At 70.6% G+C, this 25,254-nt stretch carries 24 protein-coding genes; 13 read left to right on the plus strand and 11 right to left on the minus strand.

Annotated features, from left to right (window positions below; genetic code table 11):
- Positions 1–133: 133 nt before the first annotated feature.
- Positions 134–2,227: a pectinesterase family protein gene (locus AOK17_RS24375; protein ID WP_055614679.1), complete on the plus strand. Its 2,094-nt coding sequence runs from the start codon at positions 134–136 to the stop codon at positions 2,225–2,227.
- 129 nt (positions 2,228–2,356) lie between these two features.
- Here the strand turns inward: AOK17_RS24375 and AOK17_RS24380 are convergent, their stop codons facing one another.
- From AOK17_RS24380 to AOK17_RS24390, 4 genes are all read right to left on the minus strand, one after another.
- Positions 2,357–4,141 (minus strand): ABC transporter ATP-binding protein, encoded by a 1,785-nt coding sequence (locus AOK17_RS24380; RefSeq protein ID WP_055614680.1) that lies wholly within the window; start codon positions 4,139–4,141, stop codon positions 2,357–2,359.
- A gap of 139 nt (positions 4,142–4,280) precedes the next feature.
- Positions 4,281–4,409 carry a hypothetical protein gene (locus tag AOK17_RS53615; RefSeq protein ID WP_257678082.1) on the minus strand — a complete coding sequence of 43 codons (129 nt, stop codon included), beginning with the start codon at positions 4,407–4,409 and terminating at the stop codon, positions 4,281–4,283.
- 265 nt (positions 4,410–4,674) lie between these two features.
- Positions 4,675–5,922 (minus strand): LmeA family phospholipid-binding protein, encoded by a 1,248-nt coding sequence (locus AOK17_RS24385; protein WP_055614681.1) that lies wholly within the window; start codon positions 5,920–5,922, stop codon positions 4,675–4,677.
- A 91-nt stretch (positions 5,923–6,013) separates the two neighbouring features.
- A complete protein-coding gene (locus AOK17_RS24390; RefSeq protein WP_055614682.1) occupies positions 6,014–7,822 on the minus strand; it encodes a bifunctional metallophosphatase/5'-nucleotidase in 1,809 nt (602 codons plus the stop codon).
- Between the two features lie 226 nt (positions 7,823–8,048).
- Between AOK17_RS24390 and mshD the strand changes: the two genes are divergently transcribed.
- The gene (mshD, locus tag AOK17_RS24395) at positions 8,049–8,975 is read left to right on the plus strand and encodes a mycothiol synthase (RefSeq protein ID WP_055614683.1); all 927 of its coding nucleotides are present in this window, start codon (positions 8,049–8,051) and stop codon (positions 8,973–8,975) included.
- 109 nt (positions 8,976–9,084) lie between these two features.
- Here mshD and AOK17_RS24400 read toward each other — a convergent pair whose 3' ends face one another.
- The 6 genes from AOK17_RS24400 to AOK17_RS24420 form a co-directional block, all read right to left on the minus strand.
- Complete coding sequence (locus AOK17_RS24400; protein ID WP_079053253.1) at positions 9,085–9,756, minus strand: ABC transporter; 672 nt, start codon at positions 9,754–9,756, stop codon at positions 9,085–9,087.
- Positions 9,753–11,297, minus strand: coding sequence for an ABC transporter permease (locus AOK17_RS24405; RefSeq protein ID WP_055614684.1), 1,545 nt, complete (start codon positions 11,295–11,297; stop codon positions 9,753–9,755). The genes AOK17_RS24400 and AOK17_RS24405 overlap by 4 nt, the downstream gene beginning before the upstream one ends.
- A complete protein-coding gene (locus AOK17_RS24410) occupies positions 11,294–12,172 on the minus strand; it encodes an ABC transporter ATP-binding protein (protein ID WP_055614685.1) in 879 nt (292 codons plus the stop codon). Before AOK17_RS24410 ends, AOK17_RS24405 begins: the two co-directional genes overlap by 4 nt.
- 90 nt (positions 12,173–12,262) lie before the next feature.
- On the minus strand, positions 12,263–12,427 hold the full coding sequence (locus tag AOK17_RS50835) for a hypothetical protein (RefSeq protein ID WP_157881385.1): 165 nt from the start codon (positions 12,425–12,427) through the stop codon (positions 12,263–12,265).
- Entirely contained in the window at positions 12,427–13,284 is an 858-nt protein-coding gene (locus AOK17_RS24415) for a cupin domain-containing protein (protein ID WP_055614699.1), read from the minus strand. The genes AOK17_RS50835 and AOK17_RS24415 overlap by 1 nt, the downstream gene beginning before the upstream one ends.
- A 53-nt stretch (positions 13,285–13,337) precedes the next feature.
- Positions 13,338–13,880, minus strand: coding sequence for an RNA polymerase sigma factor (locus tag AOK17_RS24420; RefSeq protein WP_055614686.1), 543 nt, complete (start codon positions 13,878–13,880; stop codon positions 13,338–13,340).
- Positions 13,881–14,017: 137 nt separating this feature from the next.
- Here AOK17_RS24420 and AOK17_RS24425 point away from each other — a divergent pair, with 137 nt between their 5' ends.
- From AOK17_RS24425 to AOK17_RS24465, 9 genes are all read left to right on the plus strand, one after another.
- Entirely contained in the window at positions 14,018–14,407 is a 390-nt protein-coding gene (locus AOK17_RS24425; RefSeq protein ID WP_055614687.1) for a GntR family transcriptional regulator, read from the plus strand.
- On the plus strand, positions 14,404–15,426 hold the full coding sequence (locus tag AOK17_RS24430; RefSeq protein WP_079053254.1) for an ABC transporter ATP-binding protein: 1,023 nt from the start codon (positions 14,404–14,406) through the stop codon (positions 15,424–15,426). The genes AOK17_RS24425 and AOK17_RS24430 overlap by 4 nt, the downstream gene beginning before the upstream one ends.
- Positions 15,423–16,439, plus strand: coding sequence for a hypothetical protein (locus AOK17_RS24435; RefSeq protein ID WP_055614688.1), 1,017 nt, complete (start codon positions 15,423–15,425; stop codon positions 16,437–16,439). Before AOK17_RS24430 ends, AOK17_RS24435 begins: the two co-directional genes overlap by 4 nt.
- Positions 16,436–17,323, plus strand: a complete 888-nt coding sequence (locus tag AOK17_RS24440) for a hypothetical protein (protein ID WP_063997285.1) — start codon at positions 16,436–16,438, stop codon at positions 17,321–17,323. The genes AOK17_RS24435 and AOK17_RS24440 overlap by 4 nt, the downstream gene beginning before the upstream one ends.
- A gap of 302 nt (positions 17,324–17,625) precedes the next feature.
- Positions 17,626–19,857 (plus strand): RNA degradosome polyphosphate kinase, encoded by a 2,232-nt coding sequence (locus AOK17_RS24445; RefSeq protein ID WP_055614689.1) that lies wholly within the window; start codon positions 17,626–17,628, stop codon positions 19,855–19,857.
- The gene (locus tag AOK17_RS24450) at positions 19,838–20,905 is read left to right on the plus strand and encodes a CHAD domain-containing protein (RefSeq protein ID WP_055614690.1); all 1,068 of its coding nucleotides are present in this window, start codon (positions 19,838–19,840) and stop codon (positions 20,903–20,905) included. The genes AOK17_RS24445 and AOK17_RS24450 overlap by 20 nt, the downstream gene beginning before the upstream one ends.
- A gap of 23 nt (positions 20,906–20,928) precedes the next feature.
- The gene (locus AOK17_RS24455) at positions 20,929–21,363 is read left to right on the plus strand and encodes an NUDIX hydrolase (protein ID WP_055614691.1); all 435 of its coding nucleotides are present in this window, start codon (positions 20,929–20,931) and stop codon (positions 21,361–21,363) included.
- A gap of 350 nt (positions 21,364–21,713) precedes the next feature.
- Positions 21,714–22,553 (plus strand): SCO4651 family lipoprotein, encoded by an 840-nt coding sequence (locus tag AOK17_RS24460; protein WP_055614692.1) that lies wholly within the window; start codon positions 21,714–21,716, stop codon positions 22,551–22,553.
- Between the two features lie 100 nt (positions 22,554–22,653).
- Positions 22,654–22,848 carry a hypothetical protein gene (locus tag AOK17_RS24465; RefSeq protein WP_206190818.1) on the plus strand — a complete coding sequence of 65 codons (195 nt, stop codon included), beginning with the start codon at positions 22,654–22,656 and terminating at the stop codon, positions 22,846–22,848.
- 112 nt (positions 22,849–22,960) lie between these two features.
- Here AOK17_RS24465 and AOK17_RS24470 read toward each other — a convergent pair whose 3' ends face one another.
- Positions 22,961–23,332, minus strand: coding sequence for a metal-sensitive transcriptional regulator (locus AOK17_RS24470; protein ID WP_055614693.1), 372 nt, complete (start codon positions 23,330–23,332; stop codon positions 22,961–22,963).
- A 203-nt stretch (positions 23,333–23,535) separates the two neighbouring features.
- Here AOK17_RS24470 and AOK17_RS24475 point away from each other — a divergent pair, with 203 nt between their 5' ends.
- Together AOK17_RS24475 and AOK17_RS24480 are read left to right on the plus strand one after the other, a co-directional pair.
- Positions 23,536–24,156 carry a DUF47 domain-containing protein gene (locus tag AOK17_RS24475; protein WP_055614694.1) on the plus strand — a complete coding sequence of 207 codons (621 nt, stop codon included), beginning with the start codon at positions 23,536–23,538 and terminating at the stop codon, positions 24,154–24,156.
- Positions 24,157–24,163: 7 nt separating this feature from the next.
- The gene (locus tag AOK17_RS24480) at positions 24,164–25,162 is read left to right on the plus strand and encodes an inorganic phosphate transporter (protein ID WP_055614695.1); all 999 of its coding nucleotides are present in this window, start codon (positions 24,164–24,166) and stop codon (positions 25,160–25,162) included.
- The last annotated feature ends 92 nt before the right edge of the window (positions 25,163–25,254 follow it).

The following is a 25,254-nucleotide window of genomic DNA, read 5'->3' on the forward strand; positions in this document are numbered from 1 at the left end:
CAGGCGAGATCCCGGCGACAGGAACCGGGCGCCAGGACCCGAGCAACAGGAACCCGGCAACCTTTCCGTGCGGGGCGGCGACTCACCAGCGATCCGACTCCCCCACCCCCCCCCCGCACGGAAGGTACGCCGCATGAGTGAGCGCCGCGGCAAGACGACTGCCGGACCCCGCCACCGCAGAAGGAGGACCGCGCTGACGGTCGGCATCCCACTGGCCCTGACCGCCGCCGTGACCACGACGTACGGCACGGGCCTCGGCGTCTTCGGCGAGGGCGCCCAGCAGACGGCGTCCGCCGCCACCGGCGCCACAACGGCCGCCGCCGCACCGGCCTGGGCCGCCGACACCGCCGACGGCTTCGCCTCCGTCAACTCGCTTGGCCAGAACGGCACTTACGGCGGTCGCGGCGGCCAGACGGTCACCGTGAAGACCCTCGCCGACCTGGAGAAGTACGCGACCGCCGAGGAGCCGTACGTCATCGTCGTGGCCGCGGCGATCACCATGAACCCGGTCGGCAAGGAGATCAAGGTCAAGTCCGACAAGACGATCGTGGGCCAGGGCACGTCTGGGCAGATCGTCGGCGGCGGCTTCTTCCTCGGCACCGGCGTGCACAACGTGATCATCCGGAACCTGACGATCCGTGACTCCTACCAGGGCGTCTGGAACGACAAGGACCACGACTTCGACGCGGTCCAGATGGACGGCGCCCACCACGTGTGGATCGACCACAACGACCTGCGCCACATGGCCGACGGGCTCATCGACGTCCGCAAGGACAGCACCAACGTGACGGTGTCCTGGAACAGGTTCAGCGACAACAACAAGACCTTCGGCATCGGCTGGACCGAGAACCTCGTCACCGACATCACGATCCACCACAACTGGTTCCGCGAGACCGAGCAGCGCAACCCGTCCACGGACAACGCGGCCCACGCGCACCTCTACAACAACTACCTCCAGGACGATCCCGGCACGACCATCAAGTCGTCCTACGGCAACTACTCGCGCGGCAGCACGAAGATGGTCCTGGAGAACAGCTACTTCCAGGGCATGAACAACCCGGTCACCAAGGACGCCACGGCCGCCGTCGTCCAGCGCGGCAACACCTTCTCCGGCACCAGCGGCCGCAACGAGAGCGGTGGCACGGCCTTCGACCCCAAGTCGTTCTACGCCTACACGCTGGACAGGACGGCAGACGTGCCCGCGCTGCTCACGGCCGGCACGGGACCGCGTACGACGATCGGCACCGCCACCACACCGAGCACCAAGGCAGCAGCCGCCACCCTCACCGTGGCCAAGGACGGCTCGGGCCAGTTCACGACCGTCCAGGCCGCCGTCGACGCCGTCCCCGCGAACAACCCCTCCCGCGTGGTGATCTCGGTCAAGCCGGGCACGTACCGCGAGACGGTCAAGGTCCCGGCGAACAAGCCGCACGTGACCATTCAGGGCGCGGGAGCGAGCCGCAAGGACACGGTCGTCGTCTTCAACAACGCGGCCGGTACGGCGAAGCCCGGCGGCGGAACGTACGGCACGAGCGGCAGCGCGACCGTCGCCGTCGAGGCCGACGACTTCCAGGCCCGCAACCTGACCATCAACAACGACTTCGACGAGGCGAGGAACCAGAGCCTGAGCGGTCACCAGGCCGTGGCGCTGCGCACCGCCGCCGACCAGGTCCTCCTCGACGGGATCATCGTCGACGGCGACCAGGACACCCTGCTCCTGGACACCGCGGCCAAGGACAGGCTCGGCCGGGTCTACGTCACCAACTCCTACATCAGCGGCAACGTCGACTTCGTCTTCGGCCGCGCGACCGCCGTGATCGACCAGTCCGTCATCACCCTGAAGAAGCGCTGGGACGGCACGTCGGCGGGGTACATCACCGCGCCCAGCACCACGGCCGACCGCAAGGGCATCCTCATCAACCGCTCGGTCGTCAACGGTGACGTGTCCGCCGGGAGCTTCTTCCTCGGCCGCAACTGGCACGCGGGCGGCGACGCGACCCTGCGCCCGCAGACCACGGTCCGCAACTCCACGCTCAGCGCCGCGGTCAAGTCGACCCCGTGGTCGGACATGGGCGGCTTCTCCTGGAAGAACGACCGCTTCGCGGAGTACAGGAACACCGGCCCCGGCTCGGGCGCCGCGAGCAGCGACCGCCCGCAGCTGACCGACTCCCAGGCCACCGGCCAGGAGGTCGCGGACTGGCTGGGCACCTGGAACCCGACCGCCTGACGCCCTGAGGCCCAAGCCCCGACGTCACGCCGGTCGACACCCGTCCGGCTGGGGAGTGCGAGCCAAGAGCCGCTCCCCAGCCGGCGCCCCGCCAACCCGGCCACGCCACGCCACGCCCCGCCCCTACGGTCACGGCTGCGGCTGCGGCAGCAGGAGCCTCATCGTCGTCTCCGCACCCACCGGCATCGGCCCCGCAAGCCCCGCGTACACCCCTCCCCGCGCCATGAGTTCCTCGTGCGTGCCCTCCTCCACCAGCCGGCCGCCGTCCACGACCAGGATCCGGTCGGCGTCCGGGGCGAGCGTCAGATCATGGGTGATCATGACGGTCGTACGGCCGGAGACCAGGCGCCGCAGCGGCTGGACGACCCGGCGGGCGGCGGGCCCGTCGAGTCCGGTGGTCGGTTCGTCGAGTACGAGGACGGGGGCGGCCCGCAGGATCGCACGGGCGAGGGCGACCCTCTGGAGCTGGCCGCCGGAGAGGATGGCCGTGCCGGGTGCGATCTCCGTGTCGTACGCGTCCGGCAGCGCGTCGATGAACGCGTGGGCGTCGGCGTCCCGCGCGGCCCCTTCGATCTCCTTCTCGCTCGCGCCCGGACGCCCGCACGCGATGTTCTCGCGGATCGTGCCGTGCAGGATCAGCGTCTCCTGGGGCAGCAGGGCGACGTTCTCGCGCAGGAACTCCAGGGGTACGTCCGTGAGCGGGACGCCGTCCAGGCAGATCACGCCCTCGGTGGGGTCGTAGAAGCGGGTCAGGAGCTTGGAGAGCGTCGACTTTCCGGCGCCGCTGGGGCCGGTGACGAGGACGAACTCGCCGGGTCGCGCGGTGAACGTCACGTCGTGCAGGGCGTCGCGCTCCGCGCCGCCGCCCGGATAGCGGAAGGAGACGCCGTGGAAGCTGACCCAGCCGCGTACGGGCCATGGCCGGACCGGTTCGGCGGGGTCGGTGACGGCGGGCTCGGCGTCCAGGATCTCCTGGAGCCGCTGTGCGCCGGCCGTCGCGGCGGTCAGTGTCAGGCCGAGCTGGCCGAGGTCGCGGATCGGCGGGTAGAGGTAGCCGAGGAAGGCGGCGAAGGCGAGCAACTGGCCGAGCGACATGCGTCCTTGGGCGATCTCCCAGGCGCCGAGCCCGATGACCGCGAGCACGCACACCGTCTCGACGACCTCGACGAACTGCTCGTACAGCTCACTCGCGCGGGCGCCCCGCACGCTGGCGCGCAGCCAGGCCCTGGCCTCATTGTCGAGGCGCTTCTCCTCGGCGCGGCGGCGGTTGTAGGCCTGGGTGAGCACGACGTTGCCCAGTGACTCCTCGACCACCGAGGTGATCGCGCCGTCGGCGGTGCGCTCGTCCTGGGCGGCGGTCCTGATGCGGCCGGCGAAGCGGCGGGCGGCGACGAGGAAGAGGGGGGCGAGGAGGAAGGTGACCAGAGCGAGGTCCCAGCGGAGCCAGAGGGCGGCGGCGGAGTAGAAGAGCGCCGAGAACACCGCGGAGACCGTGCCCACCACCCCCGACACCACCATCTGCTCGATGGCCTCGACGTCGCCCGTGAGCCGTTCGACCAGATCGCCCTGCCGGTGCTTCTGGAAGAAGTGCGGCGGGAGGTCCTGGACGTGCCGGAAGACGCCGGCGCGCAGCCTCAGTACGAATCTCTCGGCCGTCCAGACCGCGAGGGAGTTCCCCAGGTATCCGACGATCGCGCCGAGCACGGCGACACCGAGCCAGGCCCCGGCCGGTCCCCAGAAGGCGGCCAGCGAACCGGCTTTCAGCGCGTGATCGGTCAGCTCCGCGAAGAGCAGGATCGAGGCCGTCTCCGCCAGCGCCGACACGATCACGCACGCGACGATCAGCAGCAGCCATCTGCGGTCGCCGCGCGTCAGCGGCCAGAACCGCGCGAATGCCTCCCGGACTTCCCGCATGCCGTCACATTCCCTTTCCCGATTACCTGAGTCGCCGATTCTCCGAGTCGCCGATTCTCCGGTTACCTTCAACAGATCCCGAAAACGGCCGAGGCGGGGTCTCCGGAACGAATCCGGAGACCCCGCCTCGTGGCAGTGGCTACTTCTTGCCGACAGGGCGACGCTGCGGCTTCTTGGCGCCGGGCTTCGGCGCGGGCTTCGCGGCGTGCTTCTTGGGGGCGGCGGGCTTGCGGTTCTTCTTGACCGGGGTGATCTTGTGGAAGCTCATGAGACGTCCCTCTTTCTTCTGCTTCTTCAGTGGTGTATTTCCGTTTGCCGTAAGCCCCGTTCGGCTTCGACATGGAAAACACTACGAGACCGCAGAAGCGAAAATCACCAAATCCGCTGAGACCTCGATTAATTGCGGCTGAGACGGATTTTCAGGAACTCGCGGGAACCGGACTGCAATTCACACAGACTTTATTACGCCGCTCACCCGGAATTTATTTACCGCGCGGCCTGCCCGGCGGCCTCTTGGCTGCCTGCTCGGCGGCCTACTTGCCGATCGCCAGTCCCTGCCCGGTGACCCGCACTCTGATCCCGTCCTTCTGCACGCGCACGTCCCGCAGGCTCAGTTCGCCCTTCGGGGGCTTCGGGAGGCGGAAGCCGATGGAGAGGCGGTCGACGAGGGCGGGGCGGGTCAGGCGGGAGAGCCCGTCGAGGAGGGCCAGGTCGAAGCCGAGGCGCTTGAGGAGCTCGGGGTTCTCCACGGCGAGGTCGATGAGGTTGACCTTCATCAGCCGGCCGGCGAAACGCGGGGAGCCGGTGAACTCCTCGAACTTGGAGTCGTCGCTCAGCGCCTCCTGGACCGCGGAGTCCGGCACACCGATCCGCTTCGCGATCGACGGCACCGACAGGAGCTCCTTGGCCTTCTTCTTCTCCTTCGCCAGGCGCGTGGCGGACTTGCGGGTCAGGTGCAGGCCCTGGGACTCACGGGTGCCGGGACGGAAGGTGGCCAGGTCGCCGATGTCCAGGCGCATTCCGCCGACCTCGGTCGAGATGCCGCGCTCGCCGTCGCGCTTGATCCGCGCGTCGGCCCGCATCCGCAGGTCGTGCCCGGCGACGGGCAGCACCCCGCGCGCCCGCACCTCGTCGCCGCCGTGACCGGTGAACGTCATCTGGGACGCGCCGAGTTCACGGTTCAGGTCGTCGAAGGAGAGCAGCACCTCGCCGTGCAGCTCCGGGATCCGGACGCCCCGCAGGGAGGTGGGTCCGCCGTCGACCCGTACGCCCGTCGCGGTGGCGGAGACCTTCGCGAGGGAGACCCGGTCGGCCGCCACGTCCGGGACGGTGACCGACACGGAGTCGAGCCGCTGGTCGAGGATCTGGGTGACGAAGGGGAAGCCCTCGATCTCGACCTCGGGGGACGCGCTCAGCTTCAGCTGGTCCCTGACCTTCTCGGCGGCGGTGCGCTCGGCGTACAGGAGCGCCCAGCGGTCGCCGAGGGCGAGGAAGGCGGCGAGGACGAGTACCGCGATGACGGCCTTGACCGCGAGGGACAGTCCGGTGAAGGGACTTCGCCGGCGCCGACGGGTGCGACGGCGGGGGCGGGCCCCGGAGTCCCGGGAACCGCGGCGGTGGTTGGGCGGTGCCCACTCCGCCTCCTGCTCGGCCCCCTCGGCCACGGCCGGCTCCTCCACCTGGAGGAAGTCCTCAAGGGGTCCGTCGTCGAGGGCGGCGAGATCCTCGTACGGGTTCGGAGGGGAGTGAGAATGCGCCGCGATGGGATGGGGGGTACGCATCGACTGATTCGACCATGCGTACCAACCCCACCCGCAACTCCAATAGGCCCTTTGCGATCTACCTCACGGACAGATCGCCGTTACCGGGTGGCTACTTCACGACGGTGATCCGGTCGGCCGCGGGCGGCGCGATCGGGTTCGTGGCCGAGGAGTTCGCCAGCAGGTACTTCTCCAGGGCGGCGAGGTCGTCGTCGCCCACCAGGTCGCCCGTGCCCTGACCCAGGGTGGTGAAACCGTCGCCGCCGCCCGCGAGGAAGCTGTTCGTCGCGACGCGGTAGGTGGCGGCCGGGTCGATCGCGGCACCGTTGAGCTTGACCGAGTCGGCGACGACACGGTCGGCGCCGGTCTTCGTCAGGTCGAGCGTGTAGGTGAGCCCCTTCGAGATCTGGAGCACCTTCGGCGAGGCCGCGTTCACGCCGGTGACCTGCTCCTTGAGCACCTGGACGAGCTGGGCGCCGGTGAAGTTCTGCAGGTTCACCGTGTTGGCGAACGGCTGGACCGTGAAGCCCTCGGCGTAGGTCACCACGCCGTCGCCCTCGGCACCGTTGGCCTTGAAGGTGAGGGGCGCCCGGATACCGCCCGGGTTCATCAGCGCCAGGTCGGTCTCGGGGTCCAGCTCCTTGCCGTACGCGAGCTGCGCGTCGGCGATCAGGTCGCCGATCGGGGACTCGGTGCCGACGTTCGAGATGTCACCGGAGATGTAGCCGATGGGCTTGTTGCCGATCGGCGCGGCGAGCGTGTTCCACTTCGTGATCAGCTCGGTCATGTCCGTGGCCTTGGGCACGGTACGCGTCACCACGTGGTTCGCGGAGGCGACGGAGGTCCGGGCGATGTCGCCGGTCCAGCGGTCGTACGTCAGCGTCGTGTCCGTGTAGAGCCGCCCGAAGGACGCGGCCGAGGTGACCGTACGGGGCTTGCCCGACGGGTCGTTGATCGTGCAGGCGTACGCGGCGTGGGTGTGGCCGGTGACCAGCGCGTCGACCTTCGGCGTGATGTTCTTGGCGATGTCCACGATGGGGCCGGATATGCCGTCGCCACCGCCGGGCGAGTCGCAGTCGTAGTTGTACGCCGCCGAGGCGGGCAGCCCGCCCTCGTGGATCAGCGCGACGACGGACTTGACGCCCTGCTTCTCCAGCTCCTTGGCGTACTTGTTGATCGTCTCGACCTCGTCCTTGAACTTGAGGCCCTTCACACCCTCGGCGGAGACGACACCCGGGGTGTCCTCGAGGGTCACGCCGATGAAGCCGACCTTGACGCCGTTCTGCTTCCACACCCAGTAGGGCTTGAGGATCGGCTTCTTGGTCTTCTCGTCGAGGACGTTCGCCGCGAGGTACGGGAAGTCGGCGCCCTTGAACTTCTTGCCCTTCACATAACAGCCGTCCGTGGGGTGGCAGCCACCCTTCTGCAGACGGCCCAGCTCCTTGGCACCCTCGTCGAACTCGTGGTTGCCGACGCTCGTCACATCGAGGTCGAGCTTGTTCAGCGCCTCGATGGTCGGCTCGTCGTGGAAGAGCCCGGAGATCAGCGGGGAGGCACCGACCATGTCGCCGCCGGCCGCCGTGACCGAGTACTTGTTGCCCTCGCGGGCCTGGCGCAAATGCGTCGCCAGGTACTCGACACCGCCCGCGTCGATCGTCTTGCTGGTGCCGTCCGGCTGAAGCTCGGTGACCCGGCCCGAGGAGCCGGCCGGCGGCTCCAGGTTGCCGTGCAGGTCGTTGAAGGACAGCAGCTGGACGTCCTGGTAGCGGCCCGGCTTCTGATGGCCGGGCTTCTTGCCCGTCTCGCCCGCGGACGCCGGCATCGCGGCGACGAGGGCGCCGACGGTGGCGACGCCCGCCGCAGCCGCGAGGAAGCGGGTGGTGCGGCGTCTGCGTCGGTAGGGATGAGGTGTGGCTGACATGTGCCCCCCTGTGGGTCGGCTGATATGTGGGCCCCGTCCCGGCGCAGCCTAGAGTCAACGCGCGTAGCGCGACAGGGGGTTCAGGGTTACGGACTGGTTGCCGCGAGGGTCGATTCACCGCGAACCGGACAGGTGGCGGGCCAATAGCGTGCCTGCGGCGCACTGGACGCGTCCTCACCTGCTGGGCCACTTCGCCATGAACCGGACACGTCGTACTCTCGTAATCATGACCAGCGAAGACACCGCACCGGCTGTCCCGGCCCGCTCCCTCGACATCCTGTCCGCACTGAGCCCCGAGCAGACCGAGGCCGTGCTCGACCTCCTCGCCGAGGCCGCCAGGGCCGACGGACAGCAGGCGGTGTCCGAGCAGGGCCGGCTGCAGCTGCGCGGTGGCGCCCGGGAGGGGGTCCGGCATCTGCTGCTGACCTCCCAGGACCTGCTCGTCGGGTACGCGCAGCTGGAGGACACCGACCCGATCGAGGCCCCGGCCGCCGAACTGGTCGTCCACCCGGCGCACCGCGGGCACGGGCACGGGCGGGCGCTCGGTAACGCGCTGCTCGCCGAGTCCGGCAAGCGGGTGCGTGTCTGGGCCCACGGCGGCCACTCCGCCGCCCGCCATCTCGCCCAGGTCCTCGGCCTCACACTCTTCCGCGAACTGCGGCAGATGCGGCGGCCGTTGACGGACCTGGACCTGCCCGGGCCGAAGCTTCCGGACGGTGTGCACGTACGGACGTTCGTGCCCGGCGAGGACGACACGGCGTGGCTCGCCGCGAACGCCGCCGCCTTCGCGCACCACCCCGAGCAGGGTTCGCTCGCCCAGCGGGACCTCGACGACCGCAAGGCTGAGCCGTGGTTCGACCCGGCCGGGTTCTTCCTCGCCTTCCGGGGCGAGGAGCTGATCGGGTTCCACTGGACGAAGGTCCATGCGGAGGAGGGGCTCGGCGAGGTGTACGTCGTGGGCGTACGGCCCGGGGCTCAGGGGGGCGGTCTCGGCAAGGCCCTCACCACGATCGGGCTTCGGTATCTGGCGGGGCGGGGGGTGCCGACGGCGATGCTGTACGTCGACGCGGACAACAAGGCGGCGGTGGCTGTTTACGAGCGGCTCGGGTTCGCCACGTACGAGACGGATTTGATGTATCGGACGGAGTCCTGAGCGGGGGTCCTTGCCGGACGGGCTACGGGATTCGGCGGGCCGGGTCGAAGGTGCGGGACGGGTCGAAGGTGCGGGGCGGTCGGGGCTGGGTGCGCAGTTCCCCGCGCCCCTAAAGGGGCGCTGCCTGCTGAGCCCTGCCCCTGAACGAGCCCAGACGCCACGCCCGTAGCGGTTCCACGCACGCCCTTGTGCCCACCGCCAGTGCCACCGTCAGGAGCATCGCCCAGCGTTCGTGGGTGTCGGTCCAGCGGGGGTCGTCCGGGGAGACCAGGAGGGCCCAGCCGTCGGGCAGGAGGAGGAACGCGGCTGCCGCGGTGGACAGTAGCCCGGTGGACACCGCCACTCCCGGCTCGGTGGCGGTCGAGCGCTGGATGATCAGGGCCGCCGAGGCGAGGGCGAACACGGCGGTGGCGATCGCCTCCAGGGTGAGGGCGCCGACCGGCGGCCGGGCCTCCTCGGGTACGAGGAACACCGCCGCCGTCCAGCAGAGCGCGGCCCCCGGGAGCGCGAGTGCCACGCGCAGGCCGACGCGCAGCGGGCGCCTGACCGGTACCGCCGAGGTGATGTGCCGGGCCGGGTCGTCCAGCAGGAACGCCAGGCCGAGGGCCAGGGCGAGCGCGGCTCCCCGCAGCGAGATGAGGCCGAGCCAGGGGTCGGGGGCGCCCGACAGCATGCGCGGGATGCCGGCCAGCAGCAGTGCCGTGGCACCGCCGCCCGCGAGCGCCCGCCAGGGCAGTGTGCGCAGTACGGGGGTCAGCAGGGCGCGTGTCATGACGGTCATTCCGCGCACGAGTCACCGTCCGCTTCCGCCTTGGCCGCCGACTTGTCCGCGGCCGGTACTCCCAGCAGTTCCGCCACCCTCGCCGTGGTCGTCCTGGGCGAGGTGAGCTCCGTCCACTTGGCCTTCACCTTGCCGGCGACGCTGTAGCGGGGCTTCTTGAGCAGTTCCACCACGATCCGGGTCTGTTCGGCGCTCATGCTCATGGATTCCGTGGGGGACAGGACGATGGCGGAGCCCGAGACGCTGTCGTCGAGACGGACGTTGCGCAGCGCGGTCATCGGGTCGGACTCTCCGCCCAGCGCCAGCCACATGATCGTCACCATGCGGGCGTCGCACACCGAGCTGCCCGCCTTCTCGTTCCCCGCCACCAGCACGGACGCGACGGCTGCGGCGAACTCGGGGACACGGTTGCCGCCCCAGGAGGTACCGACGGTCACCTGGCCGGGCGTGGTCGACGGGGAGATCAGGGTGTCGGACGTCAGCCCGTAGGTGGCGTCGATGCGCTGCCGTACGGTCAGCCGCTCGCCCCCGGCGCTGCCGCCCGCGAGGTTCTGGACCCGGTCGACGACCTCGGCCCAGTCGGCGGTGCGGCCGGTCCACTCGGGGAAGGCGCAGTACGTGGACCCGCCGCGCTTGAGGCACGTCTGGACCTTCTCCGGAGCGTTGGTCGCCCGGTCGCGGGCCGGTGTCGACCCGGCCGGAGTGCCCGCGGACTGGCCGACCACGCCCACCACGGTCAGCGCGACCGATCCCGCTATCGCCGCCTTGACGACCGTCGTGCGCCCACCGCTGACCAGTACCGCGAGGACGGCCAGGGTCAGGCCGAGCCCGACGAGGTACAGGGCGTGCCAGGCGGCGGGCCGCTCCAGCAGGTCGGAGGGGAGGGGGTTGGAGCCGCTCTCGGTGACGACCGGACCCAGCCAACTCGTCCAGTTGGAGCCGGACGAGGGCGCCACGAAGAGCATCCCGAAGAGCAGGAGGACGAGGATGACCGGCGCGGCGAAGACCGAGCGGAACAGCCGGGCGAGGAGGACACCGAGCATGCCGAACAGCAGGACCGTCAGCGGGCCGACGGCGAGTTCGGCGGGCGAACCGTGTCCGGCCGCGCCGGGCTTGAGCGCGGCCCAGATGAACTGGACGAGGACGCACACCGCCGTGAACAGGACGGCCGGGACGATCGACAGCGCGTGGGCGACCGTGCGCCGCCACGGCTCGACCACCAGCACGTCGAAGTGGCGGTCCGTGTCGCACCGGCGGGAGCGCAGGACCGCGCGGTTGACGCCCAGCATGACGGCGAGCCCGATCAGTAGCGGCATGCCCGGGGTGGCCCGGTCGACGTCCTGGAGTATCGGATAGTCGCCCTGGCGCTGCGTGGTATCCCACACGATCCAGGCGACGTACAGGATCGAGAGGCCGAAGAGGGGGATGGTCATGCGCAGCTCGCGCGCCTCGAAGCGGGCGAGGGCGAACACGGGTGCCCAGGAGCGGGACGGGTGCGCCGGCTCGACGGCCCGGGCGGGTGTCTCGAGAACGGTGCTCATGCTGCCGCCACCTCCGAGGCCTCACCGTCGAGGGTGAGCAAGTACCCGTCCTCCAGGGTCGGTTCGACCAGGTCGGCGTCCTTGGGGGGCTCGCCGACGTTGCGGAAGGAGCCGGTGCCGGTTCGCCATCCGGCCCACGCGCCGGGGTCGCGTTCGGTGCTGCTCCACACCCGGCCCGCCGCCCGTGCGGTCAGCTCGGCCGGGGTGCCCTCGAAGCGGACCCGGCCGCGGACCATGACGATCACGCGGTGGCAGAGCATCGCGACGTCCTCGGTCTGGTGGGTGGAGAGCAGCACGGTCCGCCCCTCCCCCGCCCTGGCGATCAACTCCCGGAAACGCATGCGCTGTTCGGGGTCGAGCCCGACGGTCGGCTCGTCGAGGACCAGGAAACCGGGGTCGCCGACGAGGGCGGCGGCCAGCGCGACCCGCTGGCGCATCCCGCCGGAGAGCTTCTTGATGCGCTTGCCCCGTACGTCGGACAGCGCGACGTCGTCCAGGACCCGCCGCACCTCGCGGTGGCGGGCCGTGCGGTCCGTCAGCTCCTTGAGGATCGCCACGTAGTCGACGAACTCGAAGGCCGTGAAGTCCGGGTGGAAACCGGGCGCCTGCGGCAGATAGCCCAGCGCGCGCCGCACCTCCTGCCGCCCGGCGGTCGTGCCCGGGTCGTTGCCGAGCACCGTGAACGCTCCCTTGTCCGGGGGCACGGCGGTGGCCAGGACCCTCAGCAGGGTCGTCTTTCCGGCCCCGTTGGGCCCGAGCAGCCCGGTGACGCCCTCGCCGAGCCGCACCGACACGTCGTCGAGCGCGGCCGTTCCGCCGTAGCGGAGGGTCAGCCCGGAGGCGGACACCGTCGGCGTCGTAGGAAGGTCAGACATGCGTGACTCCTGTGGAAGAGAGCGGAAGCAGGGGGAGGGGGAGACGGCGGCCGGGATACGGCACCGGCGCCGGAGGGAGGGCGGTCACCCTCACTCGCCGCCCCCGTCGTAAGAAGAGGAAGAAGAGGAACTCCGGTTGCCGGAGCTCTTCGGGAGCAGGACGGCGATGAAGTGGAGGACCCGCAGGACGACCGAAGCGGTCATCAGCAGCCCGGCCTTGAGGAGTTTGAGCCTCCTGCGCGTGGCGTCGGACATCACGCGGTACCTCCATCCGTGTAGCCCGCGAACGGTGTGCGCGCGGAGGTCGAGTCGAATCGGTCGCGGCCGAGGTAGAAGAGCCCGGCGGCGAGTGCGGCGACCGCGGCCGCGATGCCCTGCCCCGCCGCGGTGTAGGGCGCGAGGGTCTCGTCGGTCGTCCGCTGCGCGACCACCAGCAGGACGATCCACGTTCCGCCGACCAGGCCGGGCGCGAGGACCGGGCCGAGCCGGGGCGTCAGCGCGAGCCCGGTCGCGGTGAGCGCGAGCGCGGGCAGCAGCCAGGCCAGGGCCCGCAGTCCGTACGAGGGAAGCGCGAGGGTCGCGAGGCCGTTGAGGACGAGCGCGACGGCCAGCACGGGAACCGTGCGGATCAGCAGCAGCCGGAACCCGTGCATCGGCGACACCACGGCCATCTCGTAGGTCGGGTCGAGCACCGGCCCGTACGACAGCGCGACCCCGGCCAGGGGCAGCAGCGGGGCGAGGGCGAGGAACATCGCCGGGGACTCGGGTGTCCGGGCGGCATTGGCGGCGATCACCGTGATGACCAGTACGGCGACGACCGCGCCCAGCCACGACCGGCGCAGCACCGGCGTCGCCGCGAGCAGCCGGGCGGTGTGGTCGGCCACGCCCATCCGGACGAGCAGCGACTCCAGGAACCCGGGCCGTGGTACGTCCAGTTCGGCGTCGAGTCGCTCCCATCCCGCGTCCAGGGCGACCGGGTCGCCCACCTCGGCGAGCTGGGCCCGGCAGCGCGCGCAGGCGAGGAGGTGGGTGTCGGCCGACCAGAGCATCGGCGCCGCCAACTCGCCCCGCGCGTACGCCCGGAGGTCGTCCTCCGCGACGTGCCAGGTCATGCCGTCCCCGTCGCTCATGCCATTCGTACCGCTCGTGTCGTTCGTGTCGCTGCTCATGCCAACTCCTCCCGCAGCTGCTTGCGGGCCCTGAGGGCCCGTGTCTTTACCGTCCCCGGCGGGATGCCGAGCAGGACGGACGCCTCCCTGGTGGTCAGCCCGTCGATGACCGTGGCCTGGAGGACCGCCCGCAACTCCGGCGACAGCCGGACCAGGGCGCCCGCGAGGTCCCCGTGCTCCACCCCCGCGAGCACGCGCTCCTCCGCGGACGCCTCGTCCCGGTGCCGCAGCCGCGAGAGCGTCTGCCGCAGCCGGCCCCGGGCGCCGTCGCCCCGCAGCGCGTCGATCAGCCGCCGCGAGCCGATGCGCCACAGCCAGCCGGCCACGTCGCCCTCCTCGCGGTAGCGGGCACTGCCGCGCCAGACCGCGAGGAACGTCTCCTGTACGACGTCGTCGACGATCCCCGCGTCCGCGCACCGCCCGCGCAGCCGTGCTCCGAGCCACGGCGCGTACCGCCGGTACAGCTCTTCGAAGGCGCGCCGGTCACCGTCCGCCGCGATGGCCCGCAGCAGATCCCCGTCGCTTCTCGTTTCCCTCACACCCCCTCATCGCACGAGCCCCACGGATCGGTTCACGCTTCCGCGAGAAGTTTCCGGAACCCGGCATTCACCTTGACAGGCCCCCGACCATCCACCACCCTTTCACTACTCAATTAGTGAAAGGGTGGTGGTCGGTCGTGGTCGAGTACCGCATCGACCGGCGCAGCGGTGTCGCCACGTACGTCCAGATCGTCCAGCAGACCAAGCAGGCCCTGCGTCTTGGCGTCCTCGAACCGGGCGACAAGCTCCCCACGGCCCGTGAGGTCGTGGAGGCCACCGCGATCAATCCGAACACCGTCCTGAAGGCCTACCGCGAGCTGGAGCGCGAGGGCCTGGTCGAGGCCAGACGCGGCCTCGGCACGTTCGTACGGCGCTCGCTGGGCGCCGCACCCGCCGACCACACCGCCCTGCGCTCGAAGCTGACCGCCTGGCTGGACGAGGCGCGCAAGGAAGGGCTGGAGCGCGAGGACATCAGCGCGCTCTTCGCCGCCGTACTGGACGAGAAATGCCCTGAGGGGGAGCAATGAGCAGGGTTGGGGATGGGACCGCACTGACAGCGGTCGGGCTCGGAAAGCGGTACCGGCGCCGACGCGGCCATGTGCTGCGGGACTGCTCCTTCCGGCTGCCGACCGGGCGGATCTGCGCCCTGGTCGGCCCGAACGGCGCGGGCAAGTCCACGCTCCTGCAGCTGGCGGCCGGTCTGATACGCCCCACCGAGGGCACCCTGACCGTCCTCGGCACCAGCCCCGCCGCGGCCCGCGAGCGCTTCGCCTACGTCGCCCAGGGCAAACCGCTGCCGCTCCAGCTCACGGTCGCCGCCACACTCCGCCTCGGCGCCGAGCTGAACCGCGCCCGCTGGGACCAGCCGGCCGCGGAACGCATCGCGTACGGACACCCCACTGAGCAGGGGGCCCGGGACGGCGCCCTGGAACCCACCGCCAGGATCCGCTCCCTCTCCGGCGGCCAGCGCACCCGCGTCGCCCTCGCCCTGGCCTTCGGCAAGCGGCCCGAACTGATGCTCCTGGACGAGCCGATGGCCGACCTCGACCCGCTGGCCCGGCGCGAACTCCTCGGGGCACTCCTGGGCGAGGCCGCCGAACACGGCACGACGATCGTGATGTCCTCGCACGTCGTCGCCGAACTGGAGGGCGTCTGCGACCACCTGCTCCTCATGGGCGGCGGCCGGATCCGGCTCGGCGGCGACCCCGAAGAGCTGCTCGCCGCGCACACCCTGGTCACCGGCCCGGCGCGCGACCTCACCGGCCACACCGTCGTCGAGTCCCGCGACACGGGCCGCCAGCTCACGGCCCTGATCCGCCCGGGCGGCCCGCCGTCCGACGACTGGCAGACCGCCGCACCCACCCTGGAGGAGCTGCTCCTGGCCCATCTGCGCAACCCGAAGGCACCGGACCTGTTCACCGAGGACACCGAAGCGGGCGAGGAGAAGAGCGGGAGCGAGGCGGAGGGGACCAAAGAGGCCGAAGAGACTGGCAAGCCCGGAGAGACCGGAGAAGACCAGGAGAACGAGGAGAACGCGCGCGCATGACGACTCTCCTCACCTCCACCGGCACCTCCTCCAGCGCCTCCCCGGCCGTCGGCCGCGGCCTCGCCCTGTCCGTGCTGCGTCTGCACCGGTCGGCCCTGTGGCTCTGGCTGCTGCTGGTCGTGGTCCTCTCGGCGGCGATGCTCTGGGCGTACGGCCCTGGGTACGACGCCGCCGACACAGACCTCCAGGAGCGGTGCCGCAAGAGCGTGGAGACCTGCCACTTCCCTGACGGCCCCGCGTTCATCAGGTACGACAGGGCCGTCTCGTACAGCACCCTCGCCGTCACCTGCTTCCCCTTCCTCGTCGCCGTCTGGGCGGGCGCGGCCCTCATCGCCCGTGAGTTGGAGACCGGCACCGCGCACCTCGCCTGGACCCAGTCCGTCTCCCCCACCCGCTGGCTCGCGGCGAAGCTCGCCGTGCCCGCGCTGCTCATCACCGCGGGCACGGCCGTACTGGTCCCGCTGCACCGTCTGGTCTGGGACCAGGACGCGTGGCTGCGCTCGATGGACTGGTACGACCGGAGCATCTACCCGTCGAGCGGAACCCTTCCGCTCGCCTACGCCCTGTGCGGCCTGGCCCTCGGCGCGCTGGCGGGCCTGGTCGTCGGCCGCGCGCTGCCCGCTCTGGGCGTCGCCTTCGCGGCCCTGCTGGCCGTGTACTACCTGGGCAACGAGTACCGCCTGAGCCTGTGGCCGACGGTCACGGTCACCGGCGCCAAGGCCCTGAACCTGCCGGACGACGCTCTTCAGCTCGACCGGGGCGTGATCACGGACGAGGGCACCCGCATAGCCAACAACCTGGCCTGCGCCGACGCCGACGGCGTGGCCGGCCTCCGGCGCTGCCTGGCAGACAGCGGCCTCGACGAGATCTGGGCCACCTACCACCCGCGGTACCACTACTGGCCGCTCCAGCTGGCCGAGACCGGCGTCGTGCTGGCCGTCGCCGCCCTCGCGGTCACCGCCGCGTTCGTCCTGCTCCGCCGCCGTACCGCCACCGAGGGAGTCGCCGTATGAGTGCCTTCGCCGTCAGGGGAACAGCCGAGACCCCCGGGGTGCCGCCGGGCGGGCCGGTCAAGGGGCTGCCGTGGGCCGTGCTGCGGCTGCACCGCGCGGCGCTACTGGTGTGGGGCGCCTTCCTGCTGGCCGCCCTCGGCATGCTGGTGTGGGAGGTCGAGATCACCGCGGACTCCGTACGGGACCGGATGGCCGCGTGCGAACGGACCGGCGGCGGCCTGTGCCGGCTCCAGAACCTGACCGACTACAGCAGCACCATCGGCTGGGCCTCCACCCTCGTCTACTACAGCTTCTTCGCCGTGGCCGCGTTCGCCGCCGGCGCGCTGATCGGGCGCGAGCTGGAGAACGGCACCGCGCAGCTCGCCTGGACGCAGTCCGTCTCGCCGACGCGGTGGCTGGCCGTCACGCTCGCCGTTCCGGCGGTGCTCCTCACTGTCGGCGGCACGGTCTTCGTGTTCGTGTTCCGGTGGGCCTGGGCGGCCAACCGGGACCTCATGGGCGACGACTGGACCTTCAACGACGTGTTCGCCGCGCGGGGGCCCGCCCTGGTGGCGTACGGGTTCTGCGGGCTGGGCGTGGGCGCGCTCGCCGGGGTCGTACTGCGGCGGTCGCTGCCCGCACTGGGGGTCGCCTGCGGGGTGATGTACCTGGTCAACCACAACCTGGAGAAGTACCGCGAGGATCTCTGGCCCGCGGTCACGCCCGCCCCGACCAAGGGGGTCGAGATGTCCCAGGACGTGTGGCAGATCGGGGACGGGACCGGTCGTTTCCATCCCCGGTCCCACTACTGGCCGATGCATCTCGTGGAGACCGGGATCGTGCTGGGGGTCGCCGTTCTTGCCACCGGGGCGGCATTCTGGGTGCTTCGGCGCCGTACGGCCTGAGCGGTTCGTCGTACGTGCGGGCCGTTTGTGACTGATCGCGCCGTTCCCCGCGCCCCTTGCGGGGCGCGGGCCCGACGCCGGGGAGCCGCCCCCCGCTATCCCGCACGTCATGTCGCCGTAACCGGTCATTCAGACGGGCTTGCGACGCTCGGGCAATGAACCCCGCCGCGCCCGAGCCCTCGCCTCCGCCGGAGCACGAGCCCTCGTCCGTGAGGGAGAACGGAAGCCCGCACATCCCCGTACAGCTCCCGCCCGCCCTCTCCGACGCGCCCGTTTCGGCCCCGGCGCGGAAGAATGGGTTCATGAGTCAGCCCAACGCCAGCGCACAGGTCCAGCACCCGCAGCCGTCCGTCGGCTCCATAGCCGCGCACCGCCCGCACACGGTGGCCGCGAACGTCTCCGACCTGGAGCCCGACCTCGACGCCGACCTCGACGCGTACGAGGACACGGTGCAGGACGGTGTCCAGCTTCCGCAGGGCAGGTTCCTCGATCGGGAGCGCAGCTGGCTCGCGTTCAACGAACGGGTCCTCGAACTCGCCGAGGATCCGAACACACCGCTCCTCGAACGGGCGAATTTCCTGGCGATCTTCGCCAGCAACCTGGACGAGTTCTTCATGGTCCGCGTGGCTGGCCTGAAGCGCCGCATCCACACCGGCGTGGCCACCCGCTCCGCCTCGGGTCTGCAGCCCCGTGAGGTGCTGGAGATGATCTGGGCCCGCTCCCGCGAGCTCATGGCCCGGCACGCCGCCTGCTACCAGGAGGACGTGGCCCCCCAGCTCGCCGAGGAGGGCATCCACCTCGTCCGCTGGAGCGAGCTGACCGAGAAGGAGCAGGCCCGCCTCTTCACGCTCTTCCGCCACCAGATCTTCCCGGTGCTGACCCCGCTGGCGGTCGACCCCGCGCACCCCTTCCCGTACATCTCGGGCCTGTCGCTGAACCTGGCCGTGGTCGTGCGGAACCCGGTCTCCGGCCACCGCCACTTCGCGCGCGTCAAGGTCCCGCCGCTGCTCTCCCGCTTCCTGGAGGCCTCCCCGGACCGCTACGTCCCCATCGAGGACGTCATCGCGGCCCACCTGGAGGAACTGTTCCCGGGCATGGAGGTCCTCGAGCACCACGCGTTCCGCGTCACCCGGAACGAGGACCTGGAGGTCGAGGAGGACGACGCCGAGAACCTGCTCCAGGCCCTGGAGAAGGAGCTCATGCGGCGCCGCTTCGGACCGCCGGTGCGCCTGGAGGTCGAGGAGTCCATCGACCGGTACGTACTCGACCTGCTGGTACGCGAGTTGAAGATCACCGAGGCCGAGGTGTACCCGCTGCCTGGTCCCCTGGACCTCACCGGTCTCTTCGGCATCGGCAAGCTCGACCGGCCCGAGCTGAAGTACCAGAAGTTCATCGCGGGCACCCACCGCGACCTCGCGGAGGTCGAGTCCGCCTCGGCGCCGGACATCTTCGCGGCGCTCCGGGAGCGGGACGTACTCCTCCACCACCCGTACGACTCCTTCTCCACCTCCGTCCAGGCCTTCCTGGAGCAGGCGGCCGAGGACCCGGACGTCCTCGCCATCAAGCAGACCCTGTACCGGACCTCCGGCGACTCCCCGATAGTCGACGCGCTCATCGAGGCCGCCGAGTCCGGCAAGCAGGTGCTGGTCCTGGTCGAGATCAAGGCGCGCTTCGACGAGCAGGCCAACATCAAGTGGGCGAAGAAGCTGGAGGAGGCGGGCTGCCACGTGGTCTACGGCCTCGTCGGCCTCAAGACCCACTGCAAGCTCTCCCTCGTCGTGCGCCAGGAGGGCGAGACCCTCCGCCGCTACAGCCACGTCGGCACGGGCAACTACCACCCCAAGACCGCCCGGCTCTACGAGGACCTGGGACTTCTGACCGCGGACCCACAGGTCGGCGCGGACCTCTCGGACCTCTTCAACCGGCTCTCCGGCTACTCACGCCGCGAGACCTACCGCCGGCTGCTCGTCGCGCCCAAGTCCCTGCGCGACGGCCTGATCGCCCGGATCAACAAGGAGGTCCAGCACCACCGTGCCGGACGTCCCGCCTACGTCCGCATCAAGGTCAACTCCATGGTGGACGAGGCACTCATCGACTCCCTCTACCGCGCGTCCGAGGCAGGCGTGCCGGTGGACGTGTGGGTGCGCGGAATCTGCGCCGTACGACCGGGAGTCCCGGGCCTGTCCGAGAACATACGCGTACGGTCCATCCTCGGCCGCTTCCTCGAACACTCCCGGGTCTTCGGCTTCGGCAACGGAGGCGAGCCCGAGGTGTGGATCGGCAGCGCCGACATGATGCACCGCAACCTCGACCGCCGTATCGAAGCCCTGGTCCGGGTCACCGACCCGGCGCACCGGGCGGCGCTCAACCGGCTCCTAGAGACCGGCATGTCCGACTCCACTTCCTCCTGGCACCTCGGCCCCGACGGCGAATGGACCCGGCACGCGACCGACGCCGACGGCCAGCCGCTGCGCAACGTCCAGGAGATGCTCATAGACGCCCGGAGGCGCCGGCGTGGCACAGCAACACCTTGACCCCACGGCCGGACCCGTGGCCGGGGACACCCTGGAGGCCTATCTCCAGGCCCAGGCCACGGAGTTCCTCCGCGCGCTGCGCCAGCACCGCGAGACCGGCGGTACGACGGCGACGGCGACGAACGGCGTGGAGGAGGCTGTGGACGCGGCGCGTGCCCTGCGCCGCTCGGCGCGCCGCATCAGCGGCACGCTGCACACGTTCCGGCCCTTCCTCGACGAGGGCTGGTCGGAGGGCATGCGCCCCGAACTGGCCTGGCTTTCGGGCACGTTGGCCCGCGAGCACGCGTACGGGGCCCGGCTGGAACGCCTGTTGGCGGCCCTGCACCGCCTGTCGGGCTCTTCGGCGTTCCCGGCCCAGGCCTCCGACCCCGACGCGCATCCCGGCACGCACCCCGGCGCTCGCGCCCAACTCCCTTCGGAGAAAGGCGCCCTGACCGTCGGAGCAGCCAAGGCGGGCGCCCTTCTGGAGCGCCAGCTGACGCTGGCCCGGACGCGCGCCCACTCCGCCGCTCTGCAAGCACTCGGCTCCTCCCGTTTCCACGCCGTCGCCGACAACGTCGCCGTCCTCGCCAGCGAGGTCCCGCTGACCGCGTCCGCGTCCGCCACCGGCCTCAAGCCCCTGGCCGCCGCCGCGGAGGAACGCCTCCGCGACGCCGTGGCGGGGCTGCCCCTGATCACCGCGGGCCACCCCTACAACGCGGAGGCCCTCGTCCACGGCCTCTCCGCCGATACCGCCCCGCAGCCCCAGGACTCCCCCTGGCACCAGGTCCGGCTCCTGCTGCGCCTGCACCGCTATGCGTGCGAGGTCCGGTTCGGCGACGAAGCCCCCGTGGACGTACGCCTGCTGACCGCGGGGCAGGCCCTGGACCGGCACCGCGACGCGGCCGAGGCCGCCGCGGCGGCGGCCTCCGCGGCCCGCACCCCGCGGATCGCCCCGGCGACGGCGTACGCGCTCGGGGTGCTGCACGCGGACCAGCGACACGAGGTGGAAGCGGCCAGGTTCGCGTTCCAGCGGGCCTGGATGAGGGAGACGGTCGGCACTCCGTGACCCGCGGAGGCCCCGTACACGCGATGGGAGGCCCAGTGCACGCGACGAACGGAGACCCCGTGCTCGCGGCGGGCTGCGTACTGTGGCGCCACTCGCCGTTCGACGGCGAACTGGAGATCTGCCTGGTCCACAGGCCGAAGTACGACGACTGGTCACACCCGAAGGGCAAGCTGAAACGCGCCGAGGCCGCGCTCGCGGGCGCGGTGCGCGAGGTGGAGGAGGAGACCGGCTACCGGTGCGCCACCGGACCCCGGCTCGCCACGCTCCACTACATGGCCAACGACCGCCCCAAGCAGGTCAGTTACTGGGCCGCCGAGGCGACGGAGGGCCGCTTCGCCCCCAACCGCGAGGTCGACCGCATCCTCTGGCTCTCCCCGACGGGAGCCCGCCACCGGCTCACCCAGCCCCGTGACAAGGATCTCGTCGACGAGCTGCTGGCCGTGCTGCGGCACGCGTAGCGCCGCGCGGCCCGCATGTAGGGCGGCCCGCACGTGTAGGGCTGAGGGCACGCTCAAGCCGGAGCCGTTGAATGGGTCTCCGCGTCCGTGCGGGCCAGGCTGCGGGCGCGGCGGGCCGGGCCTCTCCAGCCACAGGTGCAGCGCGCCAGGCAGAAACGGCCTTGGTCGACCGTCGTCGTGTGATGTTCCGGAGGGTTGCTCTGCTCCTGATGCGCCACGGGAACAACGGTACCCACCGCGGGTGAACACCACCCCGGGCCGGGTCCTCGCGTGACAACACCCCCCACCCGTCGTTAAGCGGAACGACAGGAGGCCCGCGCGAGGACGGCCAGGCTGGGGGTTGGCAGGCGATGGTGGAGCGGCAACTGAGACTGCGGGGCAGCGCTGTCGCCCTGGCCGCCGCGACGGCGGGGCTGGTGGTCTGCGCCGCCGGCTGCTCGGGCCCCGGGGCCGCCGCCGAGGACGCACGGGCCGCCGAGGACCCGGTCGGGATCCTCCACCGGAGCGCGGAGAACCTGGTCCGGGCGGGCAGCTCCAAGGCGCGTACGTCGATGGAGATGGCCACCGGCGGCACCCGCGTGACGATCCGCGGCGAGGGCGTCTACGACTACGAGGACCAGGTGGGCCGCCTGAAGGTGCTCCTCCCCCAGGACCCGGCCGGCGTCGACGAGCGCCGCCCGATCACCGAGCTCCTCGCGCCGGGCGCCCTCTACATGAAGAACCGCGGCGCGGGTGTCCCGGCCGACAAGTGGGTACGCGTCGACACGGCCACGCTCTCCGACGGGAACCTGGTCACCGGCGGCGCGACCGACCCGTTCGCCGCCGCGGAACTGCTGCGGGGCACGCGGAAGGCGACGTACATGGGCCGCACGTCGGTCGCGGGCACCCCCGTACGGCACTACCGCGGTACGGCCGATCTCGGCGCGGCGGCGCGCGACGCCTCTCCCGGGAGCCGGGCGTCCCTGCGGGCGGCGGCGAAGGGCTTCGCGACGGCGACGGTCCCCTTCGACGTCTACCTCGACGACGAGGGCCGCATCCGCAAGGTCCGCCACCGCTTCAGTTTCGTGAACGGGCAGCAGAAGGGTACGGTCGCCGTCTCCTCGACGACCTTGCTGTACGACTTCGGAGCCCCCGTCGACGTACGGCTGCCGGACGCGAAAGACATCTACGCCGGACGGATCGCCGAATAGGGAGGCCGGAATGTGCGGGGCCGGAAATGGTCCGTTGGTGCCATGCGCCGTCCGTGGGCCCCTCCCTACTCTAGGAAGTCGGTGACGGCAGGAAGAGGTGATGCACGTGGCTCCGGCGCGCGGTACGGCAGTTCAGGACCACGTGGCCCTCGCCGAGATCGAACTGTGCGGCGACCTGATCATCGCCGCCTCGGCCGCCCGCGAGGACCGGCTCAGCCCCGACCGCATCGACGAGGTCCTGAAGCTGGCCGAAGAACGCTTCCTGGAAGAACACGGCGAGAAGACGGACAGGTAGCACCGCCTGCCGTTCAGGGGCGCGGGGAACTGCGCAGTCTTTTAGGGGCGCGAGGAACTGCGCGACCAGCCCCAACGGACCCGCACCTGACAGACCGCCCGCCCCGGAGGGTTCACGTCCGCAGGAGCCGCCCGATCGCCTTCGTGGCCTCCTCCACCTTCGCATCGATCTCCGTACCGCCCTTGAGAGCCGCATCCGCCACGCAGTGACGAAGGTGCTCCTCCAGGAGCTGCAGGGCGAACGACTGGAGCGCCTTGGTGGAGGCCGAGACCTGGGTGAGTATGTCGATGCAGTAGACGTCCTCGTCGACCATGCGCTGCAGACCACGGATCTGCCCCTCGATGCGCCGCAGCCGCTTGAGGTGCTCGTCCTTCTGCTTGTGGTAGCCGTGGATCCCGCGGTCGTGATCGGTCACGATCTCCTGGGCCCCGGCCTCCCGCGACTCCCCGGAGGGCACTGTGGCGCCGGCCTCGGTGGTCGTCATCGCGTCCTCCTGCTGACTGATACCCCTACCGGGTATATGGTAACGAACTTTGCTGGGTATAGGGCCCTTGGGCAACGTCCTCGAAGGACCCCGTGCTGATCACTGTGCCCGATGGGCGACACTGGTGGGCGGCCGGTTAGCCGTGGCCGGATGATGCGCCTAGCATCAGCCTGACCGAAACCCAAGCAATCCGAGGACCCCACGTGCGATTTCGTCTGACCCCCAGGGAGACGAGCTTCTACGACATGTTCGCCGCATCCGCGGACAACATCGTCACGGGCTCGAAGCTCCTGATGGAACTGCTCGGGGCGGACGCCTCCGGCCGGGCCGAGATCGCCGAGCGTATGCGGGCCGCGGAACACGCCGGTGACGATGCCACGCACGCGATCTTCCACCAGCTGAACTCCTCGTTCATCACGCCGTTCGACCGCGAGGACATCTACAACCTCGCCTCGTCCCTCGACGACATCATGGACTTCATGGAGGAGGCCGTCGACCTGGTCGTCCTCTACAACGTCGAGGATCTCCCGAAGGGCGTCGAGCAGCAGATCGAGGTACTGGCGCGGGCGGCCGAGCTGACCGCCGAGGCCATGCCGAACCTGCGCACGATGGACAACCTCACGGAGTACTGGATCGAGGTCAACCGTCTGGAGAACCAGGCCGACCAGATCCACCGCAAGCTGCTGGCCATGCTGTTCAACGGCAAGTACGAGGCCATCGAGGTACTGAAACTCAAGCAGATCGTGGACGTCCTCGAAGAGGCCGCCGACGCCTTCGAGCACGTGGCCAACACGGTGGAGACCATCGCGGTCAAGGAGTCCTGACCTCTTCATGGACACCTTCGCTTTGATCGTGACCATCGGTGTCGCGCTCGGATTCACCTATACCAACGGCTTCCACGACTCGGCCAACGCCATCGCCACGTCCGTGTCCACGCGCGCGCTGACGCCGCGGGCCGCGCTCGCGATGGCCGCTGTGATGAACCTCGCCGGCGCGTTCCTCGGCAGCGGGGTCGCCAAGACCGTCAGTGAAGGCCTGATCGAGACACCGCACGGCAACAAGGGCATGTGGATCCTGTTCGCCGCGCTGGTGGGCGCGATCGTGTGGAACCTCGTCACCTGGTACTTCGGCCTTCCGTCCTCCTCCTCGCACGCGCTGTTCGGCGGCATGGTGGGGGCGGCGCTCGCGGGTGGGATCGGGGTCATCTGGTCCGGCGTCCTGGAGAAGGTCGTCATCCCCATGTTCATCTCGCCGGTCGTCGGTCTGGTCGCCGGCTATCTGGTGATGTGCGCGATCCTGTGGATGTTCCGCAAGTCCAACCCGCACAAGGCCAAGCGCGGTTTCCGTATCGCGCAGACCGTGTCGGCGGCCGGTATGGCCCTCGGCCACGGCCTTCAGGACGCCCAGAAGACGATGGGCATCGTGGTGATGGCGCTGGTCATCGCGGATGTCGAGGACGCGGGTGATCCGATCCCGGTGTGGGTCAAGATCGCGTGTGCGGTGATGTTGTCACTCGGTACGTACGCGGGTGGCTGGCGCATCATGCGGACGCTCGGCCGGAAGATCATCGAGCTGGATCCGCCGCAGGGGTTCGCCGCGGAGACGACCGGTGCGTCGATCATGTTCACCTCGGCGTTCCTCTTCCACGCGCCGATCTCGACCACTCACGTGATCACCTCGGCCATCATGGGTGTCGGCGCCACCAAGCGCGTGAACGCCGTCCGCTGGGGTGTCGCCAAGAACATCATCCTCGGCTGGTTCATCACGATGCCGGCGGCGGCGCTGGTCGCGGCAGCGAGCTTCTGGATCGTGAACCTGGCGTTCGTGTAGGGCCTTCTTCTCGCCCCCGCCGCCCCTACCCTCCCCCACTCTCGGCTTCGCTCGAGCGGGGGGACCCCCATCGTCCCTGACTCAGGGGCTCC

The organism is Streptomyces phaeochromogenes, from assembly GCF_001418655.1.
GTDB classification, from domain to species: Bacteria; Actinomycetota; Actinomycetes; order Streptomycetales; family Streptomycetaceae; genus Streptomyces; species Streptomyces phaeochromogenes.

Excerpts from the sequence above, each read along its gene's own strand:
- AOK17_RS24465 (WP_206190818.1), top strand. The coding sequence starts at position 22,654 with ATGCACGTGGCTCCGGCGCGCGGTACGGCAGTTCAGGACCACGTGGCC.
- AOK17_RS24455 (WP_055614691.1), top strand. The coding sequence starts at position 20,929 with ATGGGAGGCCCAGTGCACGCGACGAACGGAGACCCCGTGCTCGCGGCG.
- AOK17_RS24415 (WP_055614699.1), bottom strand. The coding sequence starts at position 13,284 with ATGACCTGGCACGTCGCGGAGGACGACCTCCGGGCGTACGCGCGGGGC.
- AOK17_RS24390 (WP_055614682.1), bottom strand. The coding sequence starts at position 7,822 with ATGTCAGCCACACCTCATCCCTACCGACGCAGACGCCGCACCACCCGC.
- AOK17_RS24405 (WP_055614684.1), bottom strand. The coding sequence starts at position 11,297 with ATGAGCACCGTTCTCGAGACACCCGCCCGGGCCGTCGAGCCGGCGCAC.
- AOK17_RS24480 (WP_055614695.1), top strand. The coding sequence starts at position 24,164 with ATGGACACCTTCGCTTTGATCGTGACCATCGGTGTCGCGCTCGGATTC.
- AOK17_RS24470 (WP_055614693.1), bottom strand. The coding sequence starts at position 23,332 with ATGACGACCACCGAGGCCGGCGCCACAGTGCCCTCCGGGGAGTCGCGG.
- mshD (WP_055614683.1), top strand. The coding sequence starts at position 8,049 with ATGACCAGCGAAGACACCGCACCGGCTGTCCCGGCCCGCTCCCTCGAC.
- AOK17_RS24380 (WP_055614680.1), bottom strand. The coding sequence starts at position 4,141 with ATGCGGGAAGTCCGGGAGGCATTCGCGCGGTTCTGGCCGCTGACGCGC.
- AOK17_RS24375 (WP_055614679.1), top strand. The coding sequence starts at position 134 with ATGAGTGAGCGCCGCGGCAAGACGACTGCCGGACCCCGCCACCGCAGA.
- AOK17_RS24460 (WP_055614692.1), top strand. The coding sequence starts at position 21,714 with ATGGTGGAGCGGCAACTGAGACTGCGGGGCAGCGCTGTCGCCCTGGCC.
- AOK17_RS24445 (WP_055614689.1), top strand. The coding sequence starts at position 17,626 with ATGAGTCAGCCCAACGCCAGCGCACAGGTCCAGCACCCGCAGCCGTCC.
- AOK17_RS24400 (WP_079053253.1), bottom strand. The coding sequence starts at position 9,756 with ATGACCGTCATGACACGCGCCCTGCTGACCCCCGTACTGCGCACACTG.
- AOK17_RS50835 (WP_157881385.1), bottom strand. The coding sequence starts at position 12,427 with ATGTCCGACGCCACGCGCAGGAGGCTCAAACTCCTCAAGGCCGGGCTG.
- AOK17_RS24430 (WP_079053254.1), top strand. The coding sequence starts at position 14,404 with ATGAGCAGGGTTGGGGATGGGACCGCACTGACAGCGGTCGGGCTCGGA.
- AOK17_RS24385 (WP_055614681.1), bottom strand. The coding sequence starts at position 5,922 with ATGCGTACCCCCCATCCCATCGCGGCGCATTCTCACTCCCCTCCGAAC.
- AOK17_RS53615 (WP_257678082.1), bottom strand. The coding sequence starts at position 4,409 with ATGAGCTTCCACAAGATCACCCCGGTCAAGAAGAACCGCAAGCCCGCC.
- AOK17_RS24440 (WP_063997285.1), top strand. The coding sequence starts at position 16,436 with ATGAGTGCCTTCGCCGTCAGGGGAACAGCCGAGACCCCCGGGGTGCCG.
- AOK17_RS24435 (WP_055614688.1), top strand. The coding sequence starts at position 15,423 with ATGACGACTCTCCTCACCTCCACCGGCACCTCCTCCAGCGCCTCCCCG.
- AOK17_RS24410 (WP_055614685.1), bottom strand. The coding sequence starts at position 12,172 with ATGTCTGACCTTCCTACGACGCCGACGGTGTCCGCCTCCGGGCTGACC.